The 15,825-nt window shown below is 70.1% G+C and carries 16 protein-coding genes; 7 read left to right on the plus strand and 9 right to left on the minus strand.

All coding sequences use genetic code 11. The annotated features are described in order from the left end of the window. Positions 1–100: 100 nt before the first annotated feature. From A5780_RS22895 to ppgK, 4 genes are all read right to left on the minus strand, one after another. The gene (locus tag A5780_RS22895) at positions 101–952 is read right to left on the minus strand and encodes an MHYT domain-containing protein (RefSeq protein WP_063910946.1); all 852 of its coding nucleotides are present in this window, start codon (positions 950–952) and stop codon (positions 101–103) included. Positions 953–1,170: 218 nt separating this feature from the next. Beyond that, positions 1,171–2,760: a Na+/H+ antiporter gene (locus A5780_RS22900; RefSeq protein WP_064909558.1), complete on the minus strand. Its 1,590-nt coding sequence runs from the start codon at positions 2,758–2,760 to the stop codon at positions 1,171–1,173. A 96-nt stretch (positions 2,761–2,856) separates the two neighbouring features. Beyond that, positions 2,857–4,248 (minus strand): RNA polymerase sigma factor, encoded by a 1,392-nt coding sequence (locus tag A5780_RS22905; RefSeq protein ID WP_063019137.1) that lies wholly within the window; start codon positions 4,246–4,248, stop codon positions 2,857–2,859. Between the two features lie 152 nt (positions 4,249–4,400). After that, a complete protein-coding gene (gene ppgK / locus A5780_RS22910) occupies positions 4,401–5,159 on the minus strand; it encodes a polyphosphate--glucose phosphotransferase (RefSeq protein ID WP_030517222.1) in 759 nt (252 codons plus the stop codon). 118 nt (positions 5,160–5,277) lie between these two features. Here ppgK and A5780_RS22915 point away from each other — a divergent pair, with 118 nt between their 5' ends. Continuing rightward, a complete protein-coding gene (locus A5780_RS22915; RefSeq protein ID WP_082976661.1) occupies positions 5,278–6,189 on the plus strand; it encodes an inositol monophosphatase family protein in 912 nt (303 codons plus the stop codon). A 13-nt stretch (positions 6,190–6,202) separates the two neighbouring features. Here the strand turns inward: A5780_RS22915 and cei are convergent, their stop codons facing one another. Next, on the minus strand, positions 6,203–6,880 hold the full coding sequence (gene cei / locus A5780_RS22920) for an envelope integrity protein Cei (protein WP_030517220.1): 678 nt from the start codon (positions 6,878–6,880) through the stop codon (positions 6,203–6,205). Between the two features lie 511 nt (positions 6,881–7,391). Here cei and A5780_RS22925 point away from each other — a divergent pair. Continuing rightward, a complete protein-coding gene (locus tag A5780_RS22925; protein WP_025351469.1) occupies positions 7,392–7,694 on the plus strand; it encodes a DUF4193 domain-containing protein in 303 nt (100 codons plus the stop codon). 76 nt (positions 7,695–7,770) lie between these two features. Here A5780_RS22925 and A5780_RS22930 read toward each other — a convergent pair whose 3' ends face one another. Next, entirely contained in the window at positions 7,771–8,304 is a 534-nt protein-coding gene (locus A5780_RS22930) for a DUF3093 domain-containing protein (RefSeq protein ID WP_369829544.1), read from the minus strand. Positions 8,305–8,442: 138 nt separating this feature from the next. Here A5780_RS22930 and dut point away from each other — a divergent pair, with 138 nt between their 5' ends. Together dut and A5780_RS42075 are read left to right on the plus strand one after the other, a co-directional pair. Further along, positions 8,443–8,940 carry a dUTP diphosphatase gene (gene dut, locus A5780_RS22935; RefSeq protein ID WP_063019151.1) on the plus strand — a complete coding sequence of 166 codons (498 nt, stop codon included), beginning with the start codon at positions 8,443–8,445 and terminating at the stop codon, positions 8,938–8,940. Between the two features lie 1,424 nt (positions 8,941–10,364). Continuing rightward, positions 10,365–11,234 carry a DUF3710 domain-containing protein gene (locus A5780_RS42075; RefSeq protein ID WP_064909573.1) on the plus strand — a complete coding sequence of 290 codons (870 nt, stop codon included), beginning with the start codon at positions 10,365–10,367 and terminating at the stop codon, positions 11,232–11,234. A 43-nt stretch (positions 11,235–11,277) separates the two neighbouring features. On the opposite strand, the gene A5780_RS22945 is transcribed toward A5780_RS42075, so the two are convergent. After that, positions 11,278–12,006, minus strand: coding sequence for an alpha/beta fold hydrolase (locus A5780_RS22945; RefSeq protein ID WP_064909559.1), 729 nt, complete (start codon positions 12,004–12,006; stop codon positions 11,278–11,280). A gap of 307 nt (positions 12,007–12,313) precedes the next feature. On the opposite strand from A5780_RS22945, the gene A5780_RS22950 reads away from it, so the two are divergent. From A5780_RS22950 to A5780_RS22960, 3 genes are all read left to right on the plus strand, one after another. Continuing rightward, positions 12,314–12,736, plus strand: coding sequence for an OB-fold nucleic acid binding domain-containing protein (locus A5780_RS22950; RefSeq protein ID WP_064909560.1), 423 nt, complete (start codon positions 12,314–12,316; stop codon positions 12,734–12,736). 180 nt (positions 12,737–12,916) lie between these two features. Then, positions 12,917–13,522: a DUF3159 domain-containing protein gene (locus tag A5780_RS22955; protein ID WP_063019529.1), complete on the plus strand. Its 606-nt coding sequence runs from the start codon at positions 12,917–12,919 to the stop codon at positions 13,520–13,522. A 170-nt stretch (positions 13,523–13,692) separates the two neighbouring features. Continuing rightward, positions 13,693–14,352: a sigma-70 family RNA polymerase sigma factor gene (locus A5780_RS22960; RefSeq protein WP_308248266.1), complete on the plus strand. Its 660-nt coding sequence runs from the start codon at positions 13,693–13,695 to the stop codon at positions 14,350–14,352. Positions 14,353–14,358: 6 nt separating this feature from the next. Here the strand turns inward: A5780_RS22960 and A5780_RS22965 are convergent, their stop codons facing one another. Both A5780_RS22965 and A5780_RS22970 read right to left on the minus strand, forming a co-directional pair. Then, positions 14,359–15,060: a TrkA family potassium uptake protein gene (locus A5780_RS22965; protein ID WP_063019523.1), complete on the minus strand. Its 702-nt coding sequence runs from the start codon at positions 15,058–15,060 to the stop codon at positions 14,359–14,361. Then, entirely contained in the window at positions 15,057–15,728 is a 672-nt protein-coding gene (locus tag A5780_RS22970; RefSeq protein ID WP_030517211.1) for a TrkA family potassium uptake protein, read from the minus strand. The genes A5780_RS22965 and A5780_RS22970 overlap by 4 nt, the downstream gene beginning before the upstream one ends. Positions 15,729–15,825: the final 97 nt, after the last annotated feature.

Here is a 15,825-nt window from a genome sequence, read left to right on the forward strand (position 1 = left end):
CCACCGACCCGCGCAATCCGGTGCCACAGGTTCGCCTCGCGGCGGTTTCCCGCCGGTGAGCTGTGCGGTCACCGCATTGCGCGGGCCCTGCCGACGGCGGCTAGCGGCGGTGCCGGTGTGTCTGCTCGCCGGGGTACTCCTCGCGAGCGAACGACCCGGTCGCCGGGGAGTCGGACTCGGTGCTGCTGGGCCAGTAACGGCTCGCGCGCTGCCCACGGATGCGCGACAGATCCGGCTCGTGGATATCGGTGATGCCGACCTGCAGGAACAGCAGCAGCGTCACCATGCTGACGCCGATGATCAGCGGGGTCAGCAGCTGATTGGCCTGCGCCCCCGACGGCGCCTGCATGTGCTCGGCCATATGGGCCTGCATGGCGTACATGCCGGTGTAGTGCATACCGCAGACCGCGACGCCCATGATCATCGCCGAACCGATGGTCGCGAGCAGTCCCTCGACGTGCAGCGCGAACCACAGCGCCGCGGTCGCCGCCACCACCGCGATCACGATGGAGACGAGGACCAGCCACGCGTCGTAGTGCATCGCGACATCGGTCTTCATCGCGTACATGCCGGCGTAGTGCATCGCGGCCACACCCAGCCCGGTGACCGCCCCGCCGGTCAGCAGCGCCGAGGTGTCGCCCCGCCGTCGGATCACCAGCGACAGGCCGATCCAGACCACGACCACCGCGATCGCGGCGCTGATCAACGTGATCGGGATGTCGTAGCGAATGGTCGCCCCGTGGACCGAGAAACCCAGCATCGCGATGAAGTGCATGACCCAGACGCCCGTACCGCCCAGGGCCACGGCCGCGGTGACGACCCATCCGCGGCGCTCGGGGTTGGCCCGCGCGCGCACCATACAGCGCAACGCGAGCAACGAACCGATGACGGACATGACGTAGGCCAGTGTGGGTGTCAACCACCCGTAGGTGAACTGGTCGATCTGAAGCATGCGGACTCCTTGCCGAAAGTGCGTCACCGCATCCCCATGCCGGTGACCGTCCGCACATTAGCTATATACTCGCAGGTAGTAAATTTCCCGAACGTTAGTCCTGGAAAATAGCTGGTGTTTGCCGGAGCGCGAGGCCAGTTCGCGTCGCGTGTCCGTGGACCGGGGGTCGATCGCCGCAGGGCGTCCAGGGGACTCGACCGTCGCGCGAGTCCGCTACCTCACAGCAGCGGCGGCGGGCGCAGATCCAGCCGGCGCATCACCCGGTCCACCAGATCCGGCGGCATACCCGGTTCGCGCCGGGCGGCCAGCGCCTCACCGCGGCCGGCGTCGAGGACGTCGTTGCTGATGGTGCGCAATTTGCCGGTCAGCCGCATGGCGTGCTCGACGGTCTTGGTGCCGTCGGCGGCCTGGGCCGCTTCCGGGTCGGCGCGCATCAACCGGCGTTCCACGCTGTCGCGCAGCCGCTGATACACCTCGTCGGGCAGATCCTCGGTGTCGGCGATCTCCTCCAGCCGGGCCAGTTCCGCGCGCAGGATCCGCGTCCACAGCCGTCGCTCCATGGCTCGCTCGACCTCGGTATCGGCCTTCACCCCGGTCCAGCGAGCGACCAGAGGCAGCGTGGGACCCTGCAGCAGCAGCGTGAACAGCACCACGACGAACGCGATGAACAGGACCTCGGTGCGGCCGGGGAAGTCCGCGCCCGAATCGGTGGTCAGCGGCAACGCCAGCGCCAGCGCGACGGTCACCACGCCGCGCATGCCGGCCCACCAGGTGACCACGGTCTCGCGCCAGGTGTACGGCTCGTCCACCCGCCGGCGCCGCCACCATCCGCGAAACAGCGCGGTACTGGCGAGCAGCCACAGCACCCGCAGGGCAACCACCACGCCGACCACCGCGGCCGCCCCGCCGAGCAGGCGTGGCCAGTTCGGACCGGTGGTGGCGAGCACCGTGCTCAACTCCAGGCCCACCAGTCCGAAGGCGAATCCGGTGACCAGCATGTCGATTACGTCCCAGAACGAATCGCCGACGATTCGGTATCCCACATCGCTGAAATCCGTTGCGGCATCGGTGAGATACAGCGCGCACACGAGGACCGCGAGCACCGCCGAACCGTGCGCGGCCTCGGCGAGTCCGTAGGCGGCGAACGGGAGTAGCAATCCGAGGGCAACCTGCCACGGCGCCTCCGTCAGCCGCCGCATCAGGGCACTGCCGGCCCAGCCGAGCGCGAGCCCGACCGCCACCGCCACCATCGCCGAGACCACGAAGTCGACCGCGGTCCGCCAGGCCGAGAATTGCCCGGTCACCACCGCCTGCACCGCGACGTCGTAGATCACCACCGCGGTCACGTCGTTGAACAGGCCCTCACCCTCGAGCACCGCCACCAGACGCCGCGGCAGGCCCAGCCGGTTCGCCATCGCGCTCACCGCCACCGGATCCGGCGGCGCCACCACCGCGCCCAGGGCGAACGCCGTGCCCACCGGCAGCGCCGGATACCAGAGATGGAAGATCGCGGCGACCGCGGCCGCGGTGGCCACCACCAGACCGACCGCTCGCAACAGGATCGCCCCCGCGTTGGACGCGAACTGCTGCCAGGAGGTGCGCCGCGCCGAGGCGTAGAGCAACGGCGGCAGGACCAGCGGGAGGATCAGCTCGGGCGCCAGCGCGATATTCGGCACGAACGGCAGCACCGCCATGACGAGCCCGAAGACCGTCATCAGCACCGCGGGCGCCAAACCGAGCCGCCGGCCCAGCGGCTGCGCCAGGATCGTCGCGAACGCCAGCACGAAAACCAACACCAACTGATCCACGACAGCCCACCCTATGGGGCCGTCGCGGCAATACCCCGGACATAACGACGATGCCGCCGAGGCGGAACCTCGGCGGCATCATCGGAATCGCGGATATCAGTCCAGGTAGTCGCGCAACACCTGCGACCGGCTGGGGTGGCGCAGCTTGCTCATCGTCTTCGACTCGATCTGGCGGATGCGCTCACGGGTGACCCCGTAGACCTGGCCGATCTCGTCGAGGGTGCGCGGCTGGCCGTCGGTGAGACCGAAGCGCAGCCGGACCACGCCCGCCTCACGCTCGGACAAGGTTTCCAGCACCGACTGCAGCTGATCCTGCAGCAGGGTGAAGCTCACCGCGTCGACCGCGACGACCGCCTCGGAATCCTCGATGAAGTCGCCCAGCTGGGAATCGCCCTCGTCACCGATGGTCTGGTCCAGCGAGATGGGCTCACGCGCGTACTGCTGGATCTCGAGGACCTTCTCCGGCGTGATGTCCATTTCCTTGGCGAGCTCTTCGGGCGTGGGCTCGCGGCCCAGGTCCTGCAGCAGCTCGCGCTGGATCCGGCCCAGCTTGTTGATGACCTCGACCATGTGCACCGGAATACGGATGGTGCGGGCCTGGTCGGCCATCGCGCGGGTGATGGCCTGCCGGATCCACCAGGTGGCATACGTGGAGAACTTGTAGCCCTTGGTGTAGTCGAACTTCTCCACCGCGCGGATCAGACCCAGGTTGCCCTCCTGGATCAGGTCCAGGAACGCCATGCCGCGGCCGGTGTAGCGCTTGGCCAGCGAGACGACCAGACGCAGGTTGGCCTCGAGCAGGTGGTTCTTGGCACGGTTGCCGTCGCGCATGATCCACTGCAGATCGCGGCGGGTGGCCACCGGCAGCTTCTCGCCCTTGTCGGCGAATTCGCGCAGCTTCTCGGTGGCGTAGAGACCGGCCTCGATCCGCTTGGCGAGTTCGACCTCCTCCTCCGCGTTGAGCAGCGCGACCTTGCCGATCTGCTTGAGGTAGGCGCGCACCGAGTCCGCGGACGCCGTGAGCTCGGCATCCTTGCGGGCCTGGCGCAGGGCCTCGGATTCCTCTTCGTCCCAGACGAAATCGCCGGAGGCCTTGTCCTTCTCCGAGGGCTCGTCGGCTTCCTCGTCCTCGGCTTCGGCCTCTTCGTCCTCGGCGGTCTCTTCGACCAGCTCTTCGCCGTCGTCGCTCAGATCGTCCTCGGAGACCTCCAGGTCACCGAGGTCGTCGAGTTCCAGCGACTCGTCGTCGAGATGCTCGTCGGCTTCGTTGTCCGCGCCGGGGGCCGCCTTCTTCGTGGTGGCCTTCTTGGCGGGTGCTTTCTTTGCAGCCTTGGCTCCCGCTTTCTTGGCGGGGGCCTTCTTCGCGGCGACCTTCTTGGCCGGGGCCTTTTTCGCGGCAGCCTTGCGGACCGGCCGTGCTGCGGTGCCTTCTGCGGAGTCGGCAGCGTCGGCCGATTCGGCGGTCTGTCGGGTATTCGTGGCTACCACGTACGCCCTTTCGTGACGGTCTCGTGCGGCGTCACGCCAGAGTAATCATCCGGCGGAGCGGTTCTGTCGGGGTTGAACCCGGCTCTACGTGCCGGGGTTGTTTTCCGGCTCACCGCCGGTCTCGTTCCATTGTAACTATCGGCAACGAGTGCTCACGGCGCGATCCCGCTATCCACGGCCATCGCGGCGCCCACGATACCCGCGGTGTTGCGGAGATGGGCGGCCGCGACCGGAGTCCGATTGGCCAGCAACGGGATCCAGTGCTCGGCATCGCGGCTGATCCCGCCGCCGGCGACGAAGACCGTCGGCCAGAACAGGTCCTCCAGGGTGACCAGTACCTTCGTCACCTCGGCGGCCCACTCCTTGTACGACAGATTCTTTCGTTCCTTCACCGACGACGCGGCCCGGTGCTCGGCCTCCTTGCCGTGCACCTCGATGTGGCCCAGTTCGGTGTTGGGCACCAGGACGCCGTGGTTCAGCAGCGCCGAGCCGATACCGGTGCCGAAGGTCAACAGCATCACCAGGCCGTCGATGTTGCGGGCCGCGCCGTAGCGGTCCTCGGCCAGGCCCGCGGCGTCGGCGTCGTTGAGCACCACGACGTCGCGTCCGCCCAGCGCCAGCGAGAACAGCTGACGCGCGTCGGTGTCGATCCAGCTCTTGTCGATGTTGGCGGCGGTGCGGGCGATGCCGTTGACCACCACGCTGGGCAGGGTGAGCCCGACCGGGCCGTCCCAGTCGGCCTGGGTGACGAGTTTGGCGACGGTTTCGGCGATGGCGTTCGGGGTGGCCGGGTGGGGCGTGGAGATCTTGATCCGTTCGTGGGCGAGGTCGCCGGTGGCGAGGTCGACGACCGCGCCCTTCACCCCGCTACCCCCGATATCGATTCCGAATGCTTGCCCCCGAGCGGACATCGCGAACTCCTCGTTCCCTGTGGTCTAGGCCGATGAAGGTGCCAGCGGCACGTTACACCGCGCGACGCGCCCGTGGCCGCGACCGCGCGGATGCGAGTCCGGGCGGATCTGTGGTCGGATGGAAACCGTGCCCGAGACGAATTCACCCGCCGACATCGCGGAAGCGCCCGTCCTCGACCCTGCCGAAATCGCCGAATTACGCCGTGTTTCAGTTTATCTGGCCGAGACCGCGGCGGCACACGTCCGCCGCCGCCGTCCCGAGGTGTTCGGCCCGGGGCGCACCGAGGACGACTCGGTCCGCACCAAATCGACGCCCACCGATCCGGTCACCGTGGTCGACACCGAAACCGAGCAGCTGATCCGGTCGTTGCTGGCCGAGACGCGCCCGGGGGAGAGGGTCCTCGGTGAGGAGGGCGGTGGCAGCCTCGGCGCCGCCGGGGAGATCGTGTGGGTGGTCGATCCGATCGACGGCACGGTCAACTTCGTGTACGGCATCCCGGCCTACGCGGTATCGGTGGCCGCGATGCGCGGCGGCCGTTCGCTGGCCGGTGCCGTCGTCGACGTGGCCGGTGGGGTGACCTACAGCGCCGGACTGGGCACGGGTGCCACCCTGGCCGGCGGCGACGAGGAGCCGATCGCGTTGCGCTGCAACGATATCGACTCCGTCCGGCTGGCTCTGCTGGCCACCGGCTTCGGCTACGGCGCGGCGCGACGGGAACGGCAGGGCGAACTCGTGGCGCAGCTGTTGCCGAAAGTCCGCGACATCCGCCGGATCGGCTCGGCCGCCCTGGACCTCTGCATGGTGGCCGCGGGTCGGGTGGACGCCCACTACGAACACGGCCTCAATCCGTGGGACTGGGCCGCCGGAGCCCTGATCGCGGCCGAGGCGGGGGCGGTACTGCGGCTGCCCGGCGCGGACTCCAGCGGCGCGCAGGGGGAGCTGACCGTGGCCGCCGCCGCGGGCATCGCCGACGAGCTCGCCGACCTGTTCGACCGGCTCGGTGTCGCCGCGCCCATCCCCGAGGAGTGAGCGCGGCTCGGCTTCAGCAGCGGGCGGTGCGGGCGGCCTGCAGCAGCGCCGAATCGACGTCCGGGCCGTTGGGCGCCGGATTCTTCAAGGCGCGCAGCACTTCCTCGGCATCGGTGCTCGGCTGCAGATCGTTGCCGAACAGCGTGCCCAGGGCCAGGTCGACGGTGTCGTCGGTGCGCTGATCCTCGATCAGCTCCGCGCACGGCGCGACGAGCTGGACGGCGGCCGCGGCCGGGCGACCGCTCACGCCGTAGCGGATCTGGCCGGTGCAGACCAGGTCGCCGTTCAGATAGACCGGATCGTTGCCGAAGACCGGGGCCGGCGGGCTGGCGAAGCCGTAGTCACCGAGCTTGGACGCGATGTGCTCGGCCAGGCCGCGCTGGCCGGACCCGTTGAGCACCCGCACCTTGGCCTGGGCCAGCGGCGCCGGCTCCACATCGTGCAGCCGCGACGGGGACACCACCTCGCCCAGCGGCGCGGGCTGCGGGGAGTTCGCATCCGTGGCGGGGGCCGGCGAATTGCAGGCCATCGCGGTATGGGTGGTGTCGGCGGTGGTCAGCGCCTTGATCCACACGATTGCGCAGATGAGGGCGAGAACCGCGATGAGTGCGACCCACGGCTGGTAGCGGCGCCGCAGGAACGGACGGCCCTTGTTGTCGACCGCGCTGCCTTCGGTGATCAGTGAAACCACACGCACACCTTACGAGTTGGCGGGCGACAGTCGCGCACGCGGACACCTGCGCGCCGGTTCGGCGCGGAAACAGGCAGCTACGGCGATGCCGGATATCGGGATGGTAACGATCGGCGCGGCCGCCCGCGTCGCGATCGGGTCACGGGCCGAGGCGCCGCCGAGCACGAAGCGATGGCGTATCGCCACAGCTGTGCTGTCGCAGTGACGATTACCCGTCGGTTTCGACTCGCTCGAGTTTTGATTGCGACTTTTGCCCCGGCGTCCGCTATTGTCTGGCGGCCCGATACGAATCGGCTGATATGAATCAGGGAAGCGATTTCGGGAACAACCAGGGCATGTCCTGCGTTGACCGAGCGCGATCCGGTATGGATCAGGGTGATCCGGCCGGGCGGCGAGCGGTGTACACGTGACGTACACCACGGCGGGGCGGCATCGCCGGCGATTCCGACAGGGATCGACGTTCGGCGGAGCCGGTCCGGGATATACGGAGTAAGGACGAGGGGAAGACGACATGGCAACCGACTATGACGCACCTAGGCGCAGTGAATCCGACGAAGTGTCGGAGGACTCGCTCGAGGAGCTGAAGGCTCGTCGCAACGAGGCCGCGTCCGCCGTCGTGGATATCGACGAATCCGATACCGCGGAGTCGTTCGAGCTTCCCGGCGCGGATCTGTCCGAGGAGGTGCTCTCGGTCCGGGTGATCCCGAAGCAGGCCGACGAGTTCACCTGCTCGAGCTGCTTCCTGGTTCACCACCGCAGCAGACTCGCCAGCGAGGCCGGCGGGCAGATGATCTGCATGGATTGCGCGGCCTGAGCGATCCGTGCGGCCGCAGCGGATCAGTTCCGCGGGTAGCTGAGAGAAACGACGACAAACAGCCCGGCAGGTCCCGTCAGCCCGCGCTCGGCGTGCCGAGCGCGGCCAGCACCTGCTCGGGTTTACGCGTGCTGATCAGCCAGTACGGAGCGGGGTCGTCCGGATCGTCGAGGACGAGCAGGACCATGGGCCCGATCCAGGGTCGATGCTGGACGAACGCGGCCGGGTCGAGCTGACGACCCAGTGCCGCGCTTTTCGCGCTGGCCGGTACGGGTACCGCCCGGGATACATACGTTACCGGTAGATGGGCCCGGTCCGCGCGCAATTCGAGGATGCCGTCGGCATCCGGTGCCACCTCGACCCGGTGGCGACTCACCCAGAGCAGCGCCCAGACGGGCACCGGGAACAGCAGCACATACGGCAGCCACGCCCGGATACCCGGCGCTCCCATATGGATTTCGGCGGCCAGCAGACCGGTCACCGCCAGCGCCACCGGCCACCACCACAGCGGAACCCACAGCCGTTCGGAATAGACCGCGGCGGGGGTATCGGCGTGTGCGCGCGCCGAGGACTCGTGGGGAGGTACTGCGTGGGACTGGTCGGACACCACATCATGCTAGGTCAGGCCGACATATTCGCTGTCGGCGGGAGCCGGTCCGGGCTGTCCGCGACCGCGGCCGCTCGGTGCCGCCACATCGGAGCCCGGCGCTCCCACGGCCCGGCCGCCGGACGCGTAGGCTCGCTGGACGTGACCGGACTTGCACCCATACCTCTGCTGCGGCTCGATCCCGGCGTCCCGGTGCCCACGCGCGCGCACCCGGGCGATGCCGGAGTGGATTTGTGCACCACCGAAGACGTCATCCTGGAGCCGGGCGAGCGGATGCTCGTCGGCACCGGAATCGCCGTCGCGTTGCCGGAGGGCACCGTCGGCCTCATTCATCCCCGGTCGGGGCTGGCCGCCAAGACGGGTCTGTCCGTCGTCAACACGCCGGGCACGATCGACGCCGGATACCGGGGCGAGATCAAGGTCTGCCTGATCAATCACGACCCGCGCACGGCGATTCAGTTGCGCCGCGGCGATCGGATCGCACAATTGCTGGTGCAGCGTGTGGAACTGGTGGATTTCGTGGAGGTCGGCCAGCTCGACGAAACAGCGCGCGGCGCAGGCGGTTACGGGTCGAGCGGCGGACACCACAGTCTGTCGCCGCAATCCGGCGGGGCGGGCCGCGCCGGAGGGGAGGTATGAACATGTTCGGCCGTGGAGATCATCGATCCGATCATGACTCCGAGCGGGACGACACCGGCTATGGCGATTCCTATTACGACGAGGGATACGCCGAGGGCGGCTACCGGACCGGTACGCACCGGGCACCGGATCTGGGGGACGACGGAGTCTACGGCGAATCCGCCTACGGCCCCGGCTATTCCGAGCCGGACTACCCGGCCGGGCCGAGCGCGGAAGCTGCGGGCGGGCGCACCGGGCGGCACGGCCGCGCGGAGCCGGACCACGGTATGACTCCGCCCGGGTACGGGACGCCGGGACGTCCGGCTGCGCCGTATCCCGGTGCGCGGCCCGACCCGTACGAGACGGGCGCGCACGCACGAATGCCGGCGCGCCCGGGTACTCCGGCACGCGGTGACGCGCCGGTCCGTCCGCCGCGGCGCGCGCCGGGCGGACCGCGTCCGGACCTGCCGCCGGTGCCGGGGGATATGGACGACACCGGCCCCATTCCGCGCATCCCTTCCGGCCAGTTGCCGCCGCGGCCGGCGGGCGGAACCGGCGCGATCCCGCGTGTTCCCGGTGGCCCGGCGGGTACGGGGGCGATGCCGCGCGTCCCCGGTGGGCCGGGCGGAACCGGCGCGATCCCGCGCGTTCCCGGTGGCCCTGTCGGGAGCGGTGCGACCCCGCGGATTCCCGGCGGCCCGGCGGGAACCGGTGCAACACCTCGGATCCCGGGCGGTCCGACCGGTACCGGACCCACACCGCGGATTCCCGGCGGCCCGCTGGACTCCGGTGCGATGCAGCGCAATCCCGGTCCCCCGGCCGGTACGGGCCCGACTCGACGCAATCCTCCGGGGCCGGGTGGCACGGGTGCCGTGCCGAGAATTCCCGGCGCAGCGCCCGCACCGGGCGGTCCGGTGACGGGGTCGGTCCGGCGGATTCCGCCCGGTGTGAACCCGGCCGGGCCCCCGACGGGCTCGGTGCCACGGCTTCCTCCGGGACCCGGACGTCCGGGGCCGGGCGGTCCGGGTGGTCCCGGCCGACCGTCGCCGGCCGGCTCACCCGCCGGGGCTCCACCTCCGCCGCGACGCGCCGCGGAGCCGACGAGTACGCCCGCGCCGACGGTTACCGGCCGGCACCCCGTCGTGCCCGGACAGCAGCGCCCCGATGCCGGTGACGTCGAGTACGGCCACCCGCAGACGGGGCGGCATCGCCCGGTGGAGGTCGAAGCTCCCGGCTATCGCGAGCTCGCGCAGCCGCATGCCGCGGCGCCGGACCCCTACGCCGGTCGCGGGTACGACACCGCCGAATCCGGCCCGGCCACAGGTGGTTTCGCGGTAGCCGACCCCTACCGGCAGTCCTCCGGTGCGCACGGCGCCGACTCGTACGCCGAAACTCCGGGTTACGCCGCTGCCTACGCCGAGGATCCCGTCGAAACCCCCGGCTACGTGGACGATTCCGCATATGCCGGTGCGGAGGCCTATGCCGAGGCCGACGCGTACGACGCCGAAAGTCTCGACGACACCGAGGGCTTCGACGACGACGCCGACGAATACGACGCCGACGAGTACGAGGACGAGGACCGCGACGCCGACGAGGGCGAGGATTCCGCACCGCGGACCGGGCCCTTCGATTACGACGAGGTGGCCGAGATTCTCGCCGAGATCTCCGACCAGCATCTCGATCTGGGTTCGGTGCTCCTGCCGGTCCCCGACGGCGGTCAGTTGCAGGTGGAGATGACGCCCGACGGCACGCCGCAGGCGGTTCATCTCGCGACCCCGCACGGACGTCTCACCGTGGCGGCCTACGCGGCACCGAAATCGCCGGGCCAGTGGCGGACCGTCGCCGCGGATCTGGCGGAATCGCTGCGGGCCGACGGCGCGCAGGTCTCGGTGCAGACCGGGCCGTGGGGTCGCGAACTGCACGCGGTGACCGAGGGCGCCGACCTGCGCTTCATCGGCGTCGACGGTTACCGCTGGATGGTCCGGCTGGTGGCGGCGGGGCCCTCGGGCGCCGCCGACGAGGGCGGCCCGCTGGTCGAGGCGGCCCGCGCGATTCTCGCCGAGACCGTGGTGCGCCGCGGCGACGAGCCGATGCCGGTGCGGGAACCGTTGCCGGTGGTGCTGCCGCAGGAACTCGCCGATCAGTTGATCGCGGCGCATCAGCAGCAGGTCGAGGCGCAGCAGCAGGCGCGGGCCGCGCAGGCGGCCGCGGCCGCGGCGGCCGCGACGGGCACCTTCCCGGTGGTCACCGCCGAACAGCAGGGACCGCGCCGCGGCGCCGAAGGCTCGGCGATGCAGCAACTCGGTCTCAACTGACCGCTTCCGGGCGCCCGCGATACGGCCGGGCGCCCGGAAGCCGTCAGGCCCGCAGTTCCTGCGTGACCAGGTCCGGGACGCCCCGGGCGCCGAGAATCCCTGGATCGGTGCCGAGCTCGTCGAGCGTGATGCGGTGGATGCGCGCCCGCGGGATCAGCTCGTACCACTGTTCGGCGACGGCGAGCGGATGCACCGGATCGTCGACCGCCGCCACGACGGTGGTCGGAACGCGCAGTGCTGCAAGCGATTCCGCGTCCGGCCAGGCATAGGTGGCGGCCTCTTCCAGCGCCGACGGCAGATCGGGCCAGTGCGTGCGCCACGACTGGGTCAGCGCCCGGCCCAGCCAGGCCGGGCTGCCCGCGCGCATCCGTTCGATCACCGGTTCCAAGCCGTCGGCGCGCAGCTGAGCCGCGGTGCTCGCCGCGCTGAGCGCCGCCGGGCACCCCGTGATATCGGAACCGGTCCAGGCCGGCAGGGCCGCGACCACCCCGAACGCCGATTCCGAGTGGGCGCCGGCCCATTCCACCGCGATCGCGGCGCCCAGCGAAATCCCCGCGGCGAGCACCGGGCCGAGGAGGGCCGCCTCGTCCAGCGCCGCCCGGCAGCTCGCGACCACGGCCCGCGGCTGCGGCTCCACCGCGATGAACGGCAGATCCATTGCGGCACAAGCGGGTTCGAACGCTCGCCGGGCGAAGTCGGCATCGGATCCGGTGCCCGGCAGGGCGACGACGACGGCCGGGCGCGAGCCGCCGGCACGGGGTAGTTCTGCCACGGCCGCAGCCTAGCCGCTGGGCCGGATGAGCCTCGCGCCCCTCCGATCACCGGCGGAGCCCGGCGGTCCGGCGCGCCCTTCCGGTGCGCGAAAAACGTGTTGTCGACCACTCGAATCCGAGGGTTCGCGCGCGGATCGGCGGGGAACCCAGCAAACGGTGCGGTCAGCGCCGTGACGGTGGTGCCGGGCTCCCGTAGCGAGGGCGTCCGGGTGCATCTACAGTGGCGGTGTACGGCCCATCAGCCGGTCGTGTGGGAAACCGACGACGTGTGACCCACGCCGTCTGTAGTGCAGGAAGTGTTGCAAGATGCCTTTCACAGGCGGAAACAAGGCGGGTTCCGGTGCCGCGGGCAAGGTAGGCCCCGACAGCGGTTATGTCCGGCGTCTGGGGCGTCGTCTGACGGCCGATCTCGACGTACTCGATGCGGAGGAGCTGGCGGAGACCTCCGAAGCGTCGGGCGCGTGCAGGGCGGCGGAATGCCGACGTGGCGAAGAGGTCACCATGCTGGGGCGATTGCGCAGTGTGGAGGCCTGTCCGAAGTCGGCCAGCGCTTCGGTGGAGGCCGAATTCTTCGACGGCACCGACGCGGTGACCCTGGTATGGATCGGCAGGCGCCGCATACCCGGTGTCGAATCGGGACGCCGTATCCTGGTCCGTGGCCGCATCGGTGAACGCGATGGCGCCAAGGTGATGTTCAACCCCTACTACGAACTCCGCGAGAATTCCTGACGTATGCCGATACCCCACAACAACGAGGGCGCCGACCCGGCCGCCGTGGCCGGACACCGCGCGAACCCCGTTGCAGGGCGCGGCCGTCACCGCCTACGCGAGTCCGGCGGTGATGCTCCGCGTCATCCCGCCGCCGGCGAGGACGACGATTCTTACACCGGCGAGGACCGCGAGGAGGAGATCGAGCAGACGCTGCTCGAACAACTCGGTGGTATCAGCGGACTGATCTACTCCACGCTGCCGGTGGTGGTGTTCGTCCCCGCCAATACGCTGTGGGGCCTGACGGCCGCCATCTGGGCGGCGCTGGCCACCGCCGCCGGTGTCCTGATCTGGCGGCTGATCCGCCGGTCGCCGATCCAGCCGGCGATCTCCGGGTTCATCGGTGTCGCGGTCTGCGCCTTCATCGCCCACCGCACCGGCGCCGCGAAGGGCTACTTCCTCTTCGGCATCTGGGCGAGTCTGGTCTACGCCGGGGTCTTCCTGGTGTCGTTGCTGGTGCGCTGGCCGCTGGCCGGCGTGATCTGGGGTGTGCTCAACGGCCACGGCCACAGCTGGCGTTCGGATCGGCGCGCGATGCGACTCTACGATCTGGCCACGGTGGTGTGGGTGATCGTCTTCGGCGCCCGGTACCTGGTGCAGAATCATTTCTACGACACCGACAGCACCGGCTGGCTGGCCGCCGCCCGCATCGCGATGGGCTGGCCGTTGACCGCGGTCGCGCTGCTGGTGACGGTGTGGGCGGTGCGCCGCGCCGGCCATATGCCGGTCTCCTCGGCCACCGAATAGCGCGCCGAACAGTATCGGCGGACCGAACCGACTCCGAGTCGGGTAATGCCCCCGATTCTGGGGGCGGACAACGATGGGGTGGGCGGAACCCACCCCTGGGGTATCTATTCCACGAACCGGATTCGGCGCACGATCGTGTCAGTCAGTAGCGATCGGCGAGAGGATCCCCGGTGGATACCGAGAACGACACGGTGACGGTGCCCGGCCCGGCGAAGGGCGCGGGAGTCCGTTCGCCGAGATCGGCGCCCGCGGGGTCCGACAGCCGCCGCGCCGCCGCCGAACTGGACCGCCTGATCGGCCCGGCCGCCGCGGGCGACCAGCGCGCGGTCACCGAGATCATCCGGATCGTGCACCCGCTGGTGCGCCGCTATTGCGCCGCACGCGTCGGAAGCAGCAACAATCCGCACGTCACCGCGGACGACATCGCGCAGGAGATCTGTATCGCGACCGTCACCGCGATTCCCCGCTACCGCGATCAGGGAAAATCGTTCCTGGCGTTCGTCTACGGCATCTCCGCCAACAAGGTGGCTGACGCGTTCCGCCGCGCCCAGCAGCATCCGTCCTATCCGGTGGCCGAATTCCCCGACACCGCCTCCACCGCGCCGGGACCCGAGGAGCTGGCGCTCAACCTGGAACGCCGCCAAGCCACCCGCGAGCTCATGAAGATTCTCGCGCCGGCCCATCGGGAGGTGCTGGTGATGCGGATCGTGCTCGGCTGGACGGCCGCGCAGACCGCCGAGGCCATCGGCACGAGTCCCGGCGTGGTCCGGGTCATGCAGCATCGCGCGCTGACCAAGCTGCGCGCGCAACTGCTCCCCGAAACCGCCTGAGCGGATTCAGATCGCGGGCGGCTCCGCGCCGGCGGGAGTCGCGCCCGCCGGTTCCGTGGCCAGACTGCGGCGCAGTTCGTCCTCGGCCTCCACCGTGGACACGAACAGCAGCTCGTCCTCGCCCTCCAGCGGATCGTCGGGCTGGGGGACGATCACCCGGCCGCCGCGCAGGATCGTCACCAGGGCGACGTCGCGGGGCAGAGAGAGCGTACGCACCGCGCGACCGGCCAGCGCGGTGTCGGTGGGCAGGGTGATCTCGACGAGGTTCGCCTGGCCCTGACGCAGCGTCATCAGCCGGACCAGGTCGCCGACCGAGACCGCTTCCTCGGCCAGCGAGGCCAGCAGCCGCGGTGTCGAGACCGCGACGTCCACACCCCAGGAACCGTCGAACAGCCACTCGTTGCGCGGATCGTTGACCCGCGCGACCACGCGGCGCACCCCGAATTCGGTCTTGGCAAGCAGGCTGAACACGAGATTGGCCTTGTCGTCGCCGGTGGCCGCGATCACCACCTCGTAGTCCTGCAGGCCCGCTTCCTCGAGCAGTTCGAGTTCGCAGGCGTCGCCGTGCATCCAGACGGCCGAGGCGGCGACCGTCGGGTCGATGTGGTCGAGCCGCCGCTCGAGCAGGGTGACCCGATGCCCGCCCCGCAGCAATTCCTGGGCGATGGAGCGGCCGACGGCGCCTGCTCCCGCGATCGCTACGTTCACGACTTGTCCTCGCTCGAAGGGGCGGTGGCGGCGACGGCCACGGCCTCGCCGACCTTGTCGGAGACGGCGGCGATGTAGACCGTGTCGTCGGCCTGCAGCACCGTTTTGCTGGTGGGCAGCAGCGCCTGCCCGAAGCGGACCAGGAAGGCCACCCGCACCGGTACCGCATCTTCCAGATCCCGCACGGTACGCCCGTACCAGTCCTCGTGCAGAACGAGTTCGGTGACCGAGCCGGTGCCCGTGGGATCGCGCCAGGTGGCGGTGGTTTCGTCGCCGGTGAGCGTGCGCAGGAACCGGTCGGTGGTCCACGGCACGGTGGCGATCGTGGGAATGCCGAGCCGCTCGTAGACCGCCGCGCGCTTGGCGTCGTAGATGCGGGCCACCACCCGTTCCACCCCGAAGGTCTCGCGGGCCACACGTGCGGAGATGATGTTGGAGTTGTCGCCGTTGGACACCGCGGCGAACGCGCCGGCGCGCTCGATGCCCGCGCGGATCAGCACGCCCCGATCGAAGCCGACGCCGGTGACCCGCTCCCCGGGAAAGTCCTTGCCCAGGCGCAGGAATGCGCCCGGATCCCGGTCGATCACGGCTACCTCGTGGCCGATCCGGACCAGGGCGCGTGCCAATGCGGAGCCGACTCGGCCGCACCCCATGATCACTACGTACACCGTGTCAACCCCAATTCCGCCGAAAACCGTGGTGTCCGGTCTGGTTCCCTCTCGAGGGAACCGTACCCGTTGACGGTTCCCCGCAGCATGTTCCCCC

The organism is Nocardia sp. 852002-20019_SCH5090214 (assembly GCF_001665865.1).
Classification (GTDB): domain Bacteria; phylum Actinomycetota; class Actinomycetes; order Mycobacteriales; family Mycobacteriaceae; genus Nocardia; species Nocardia nova.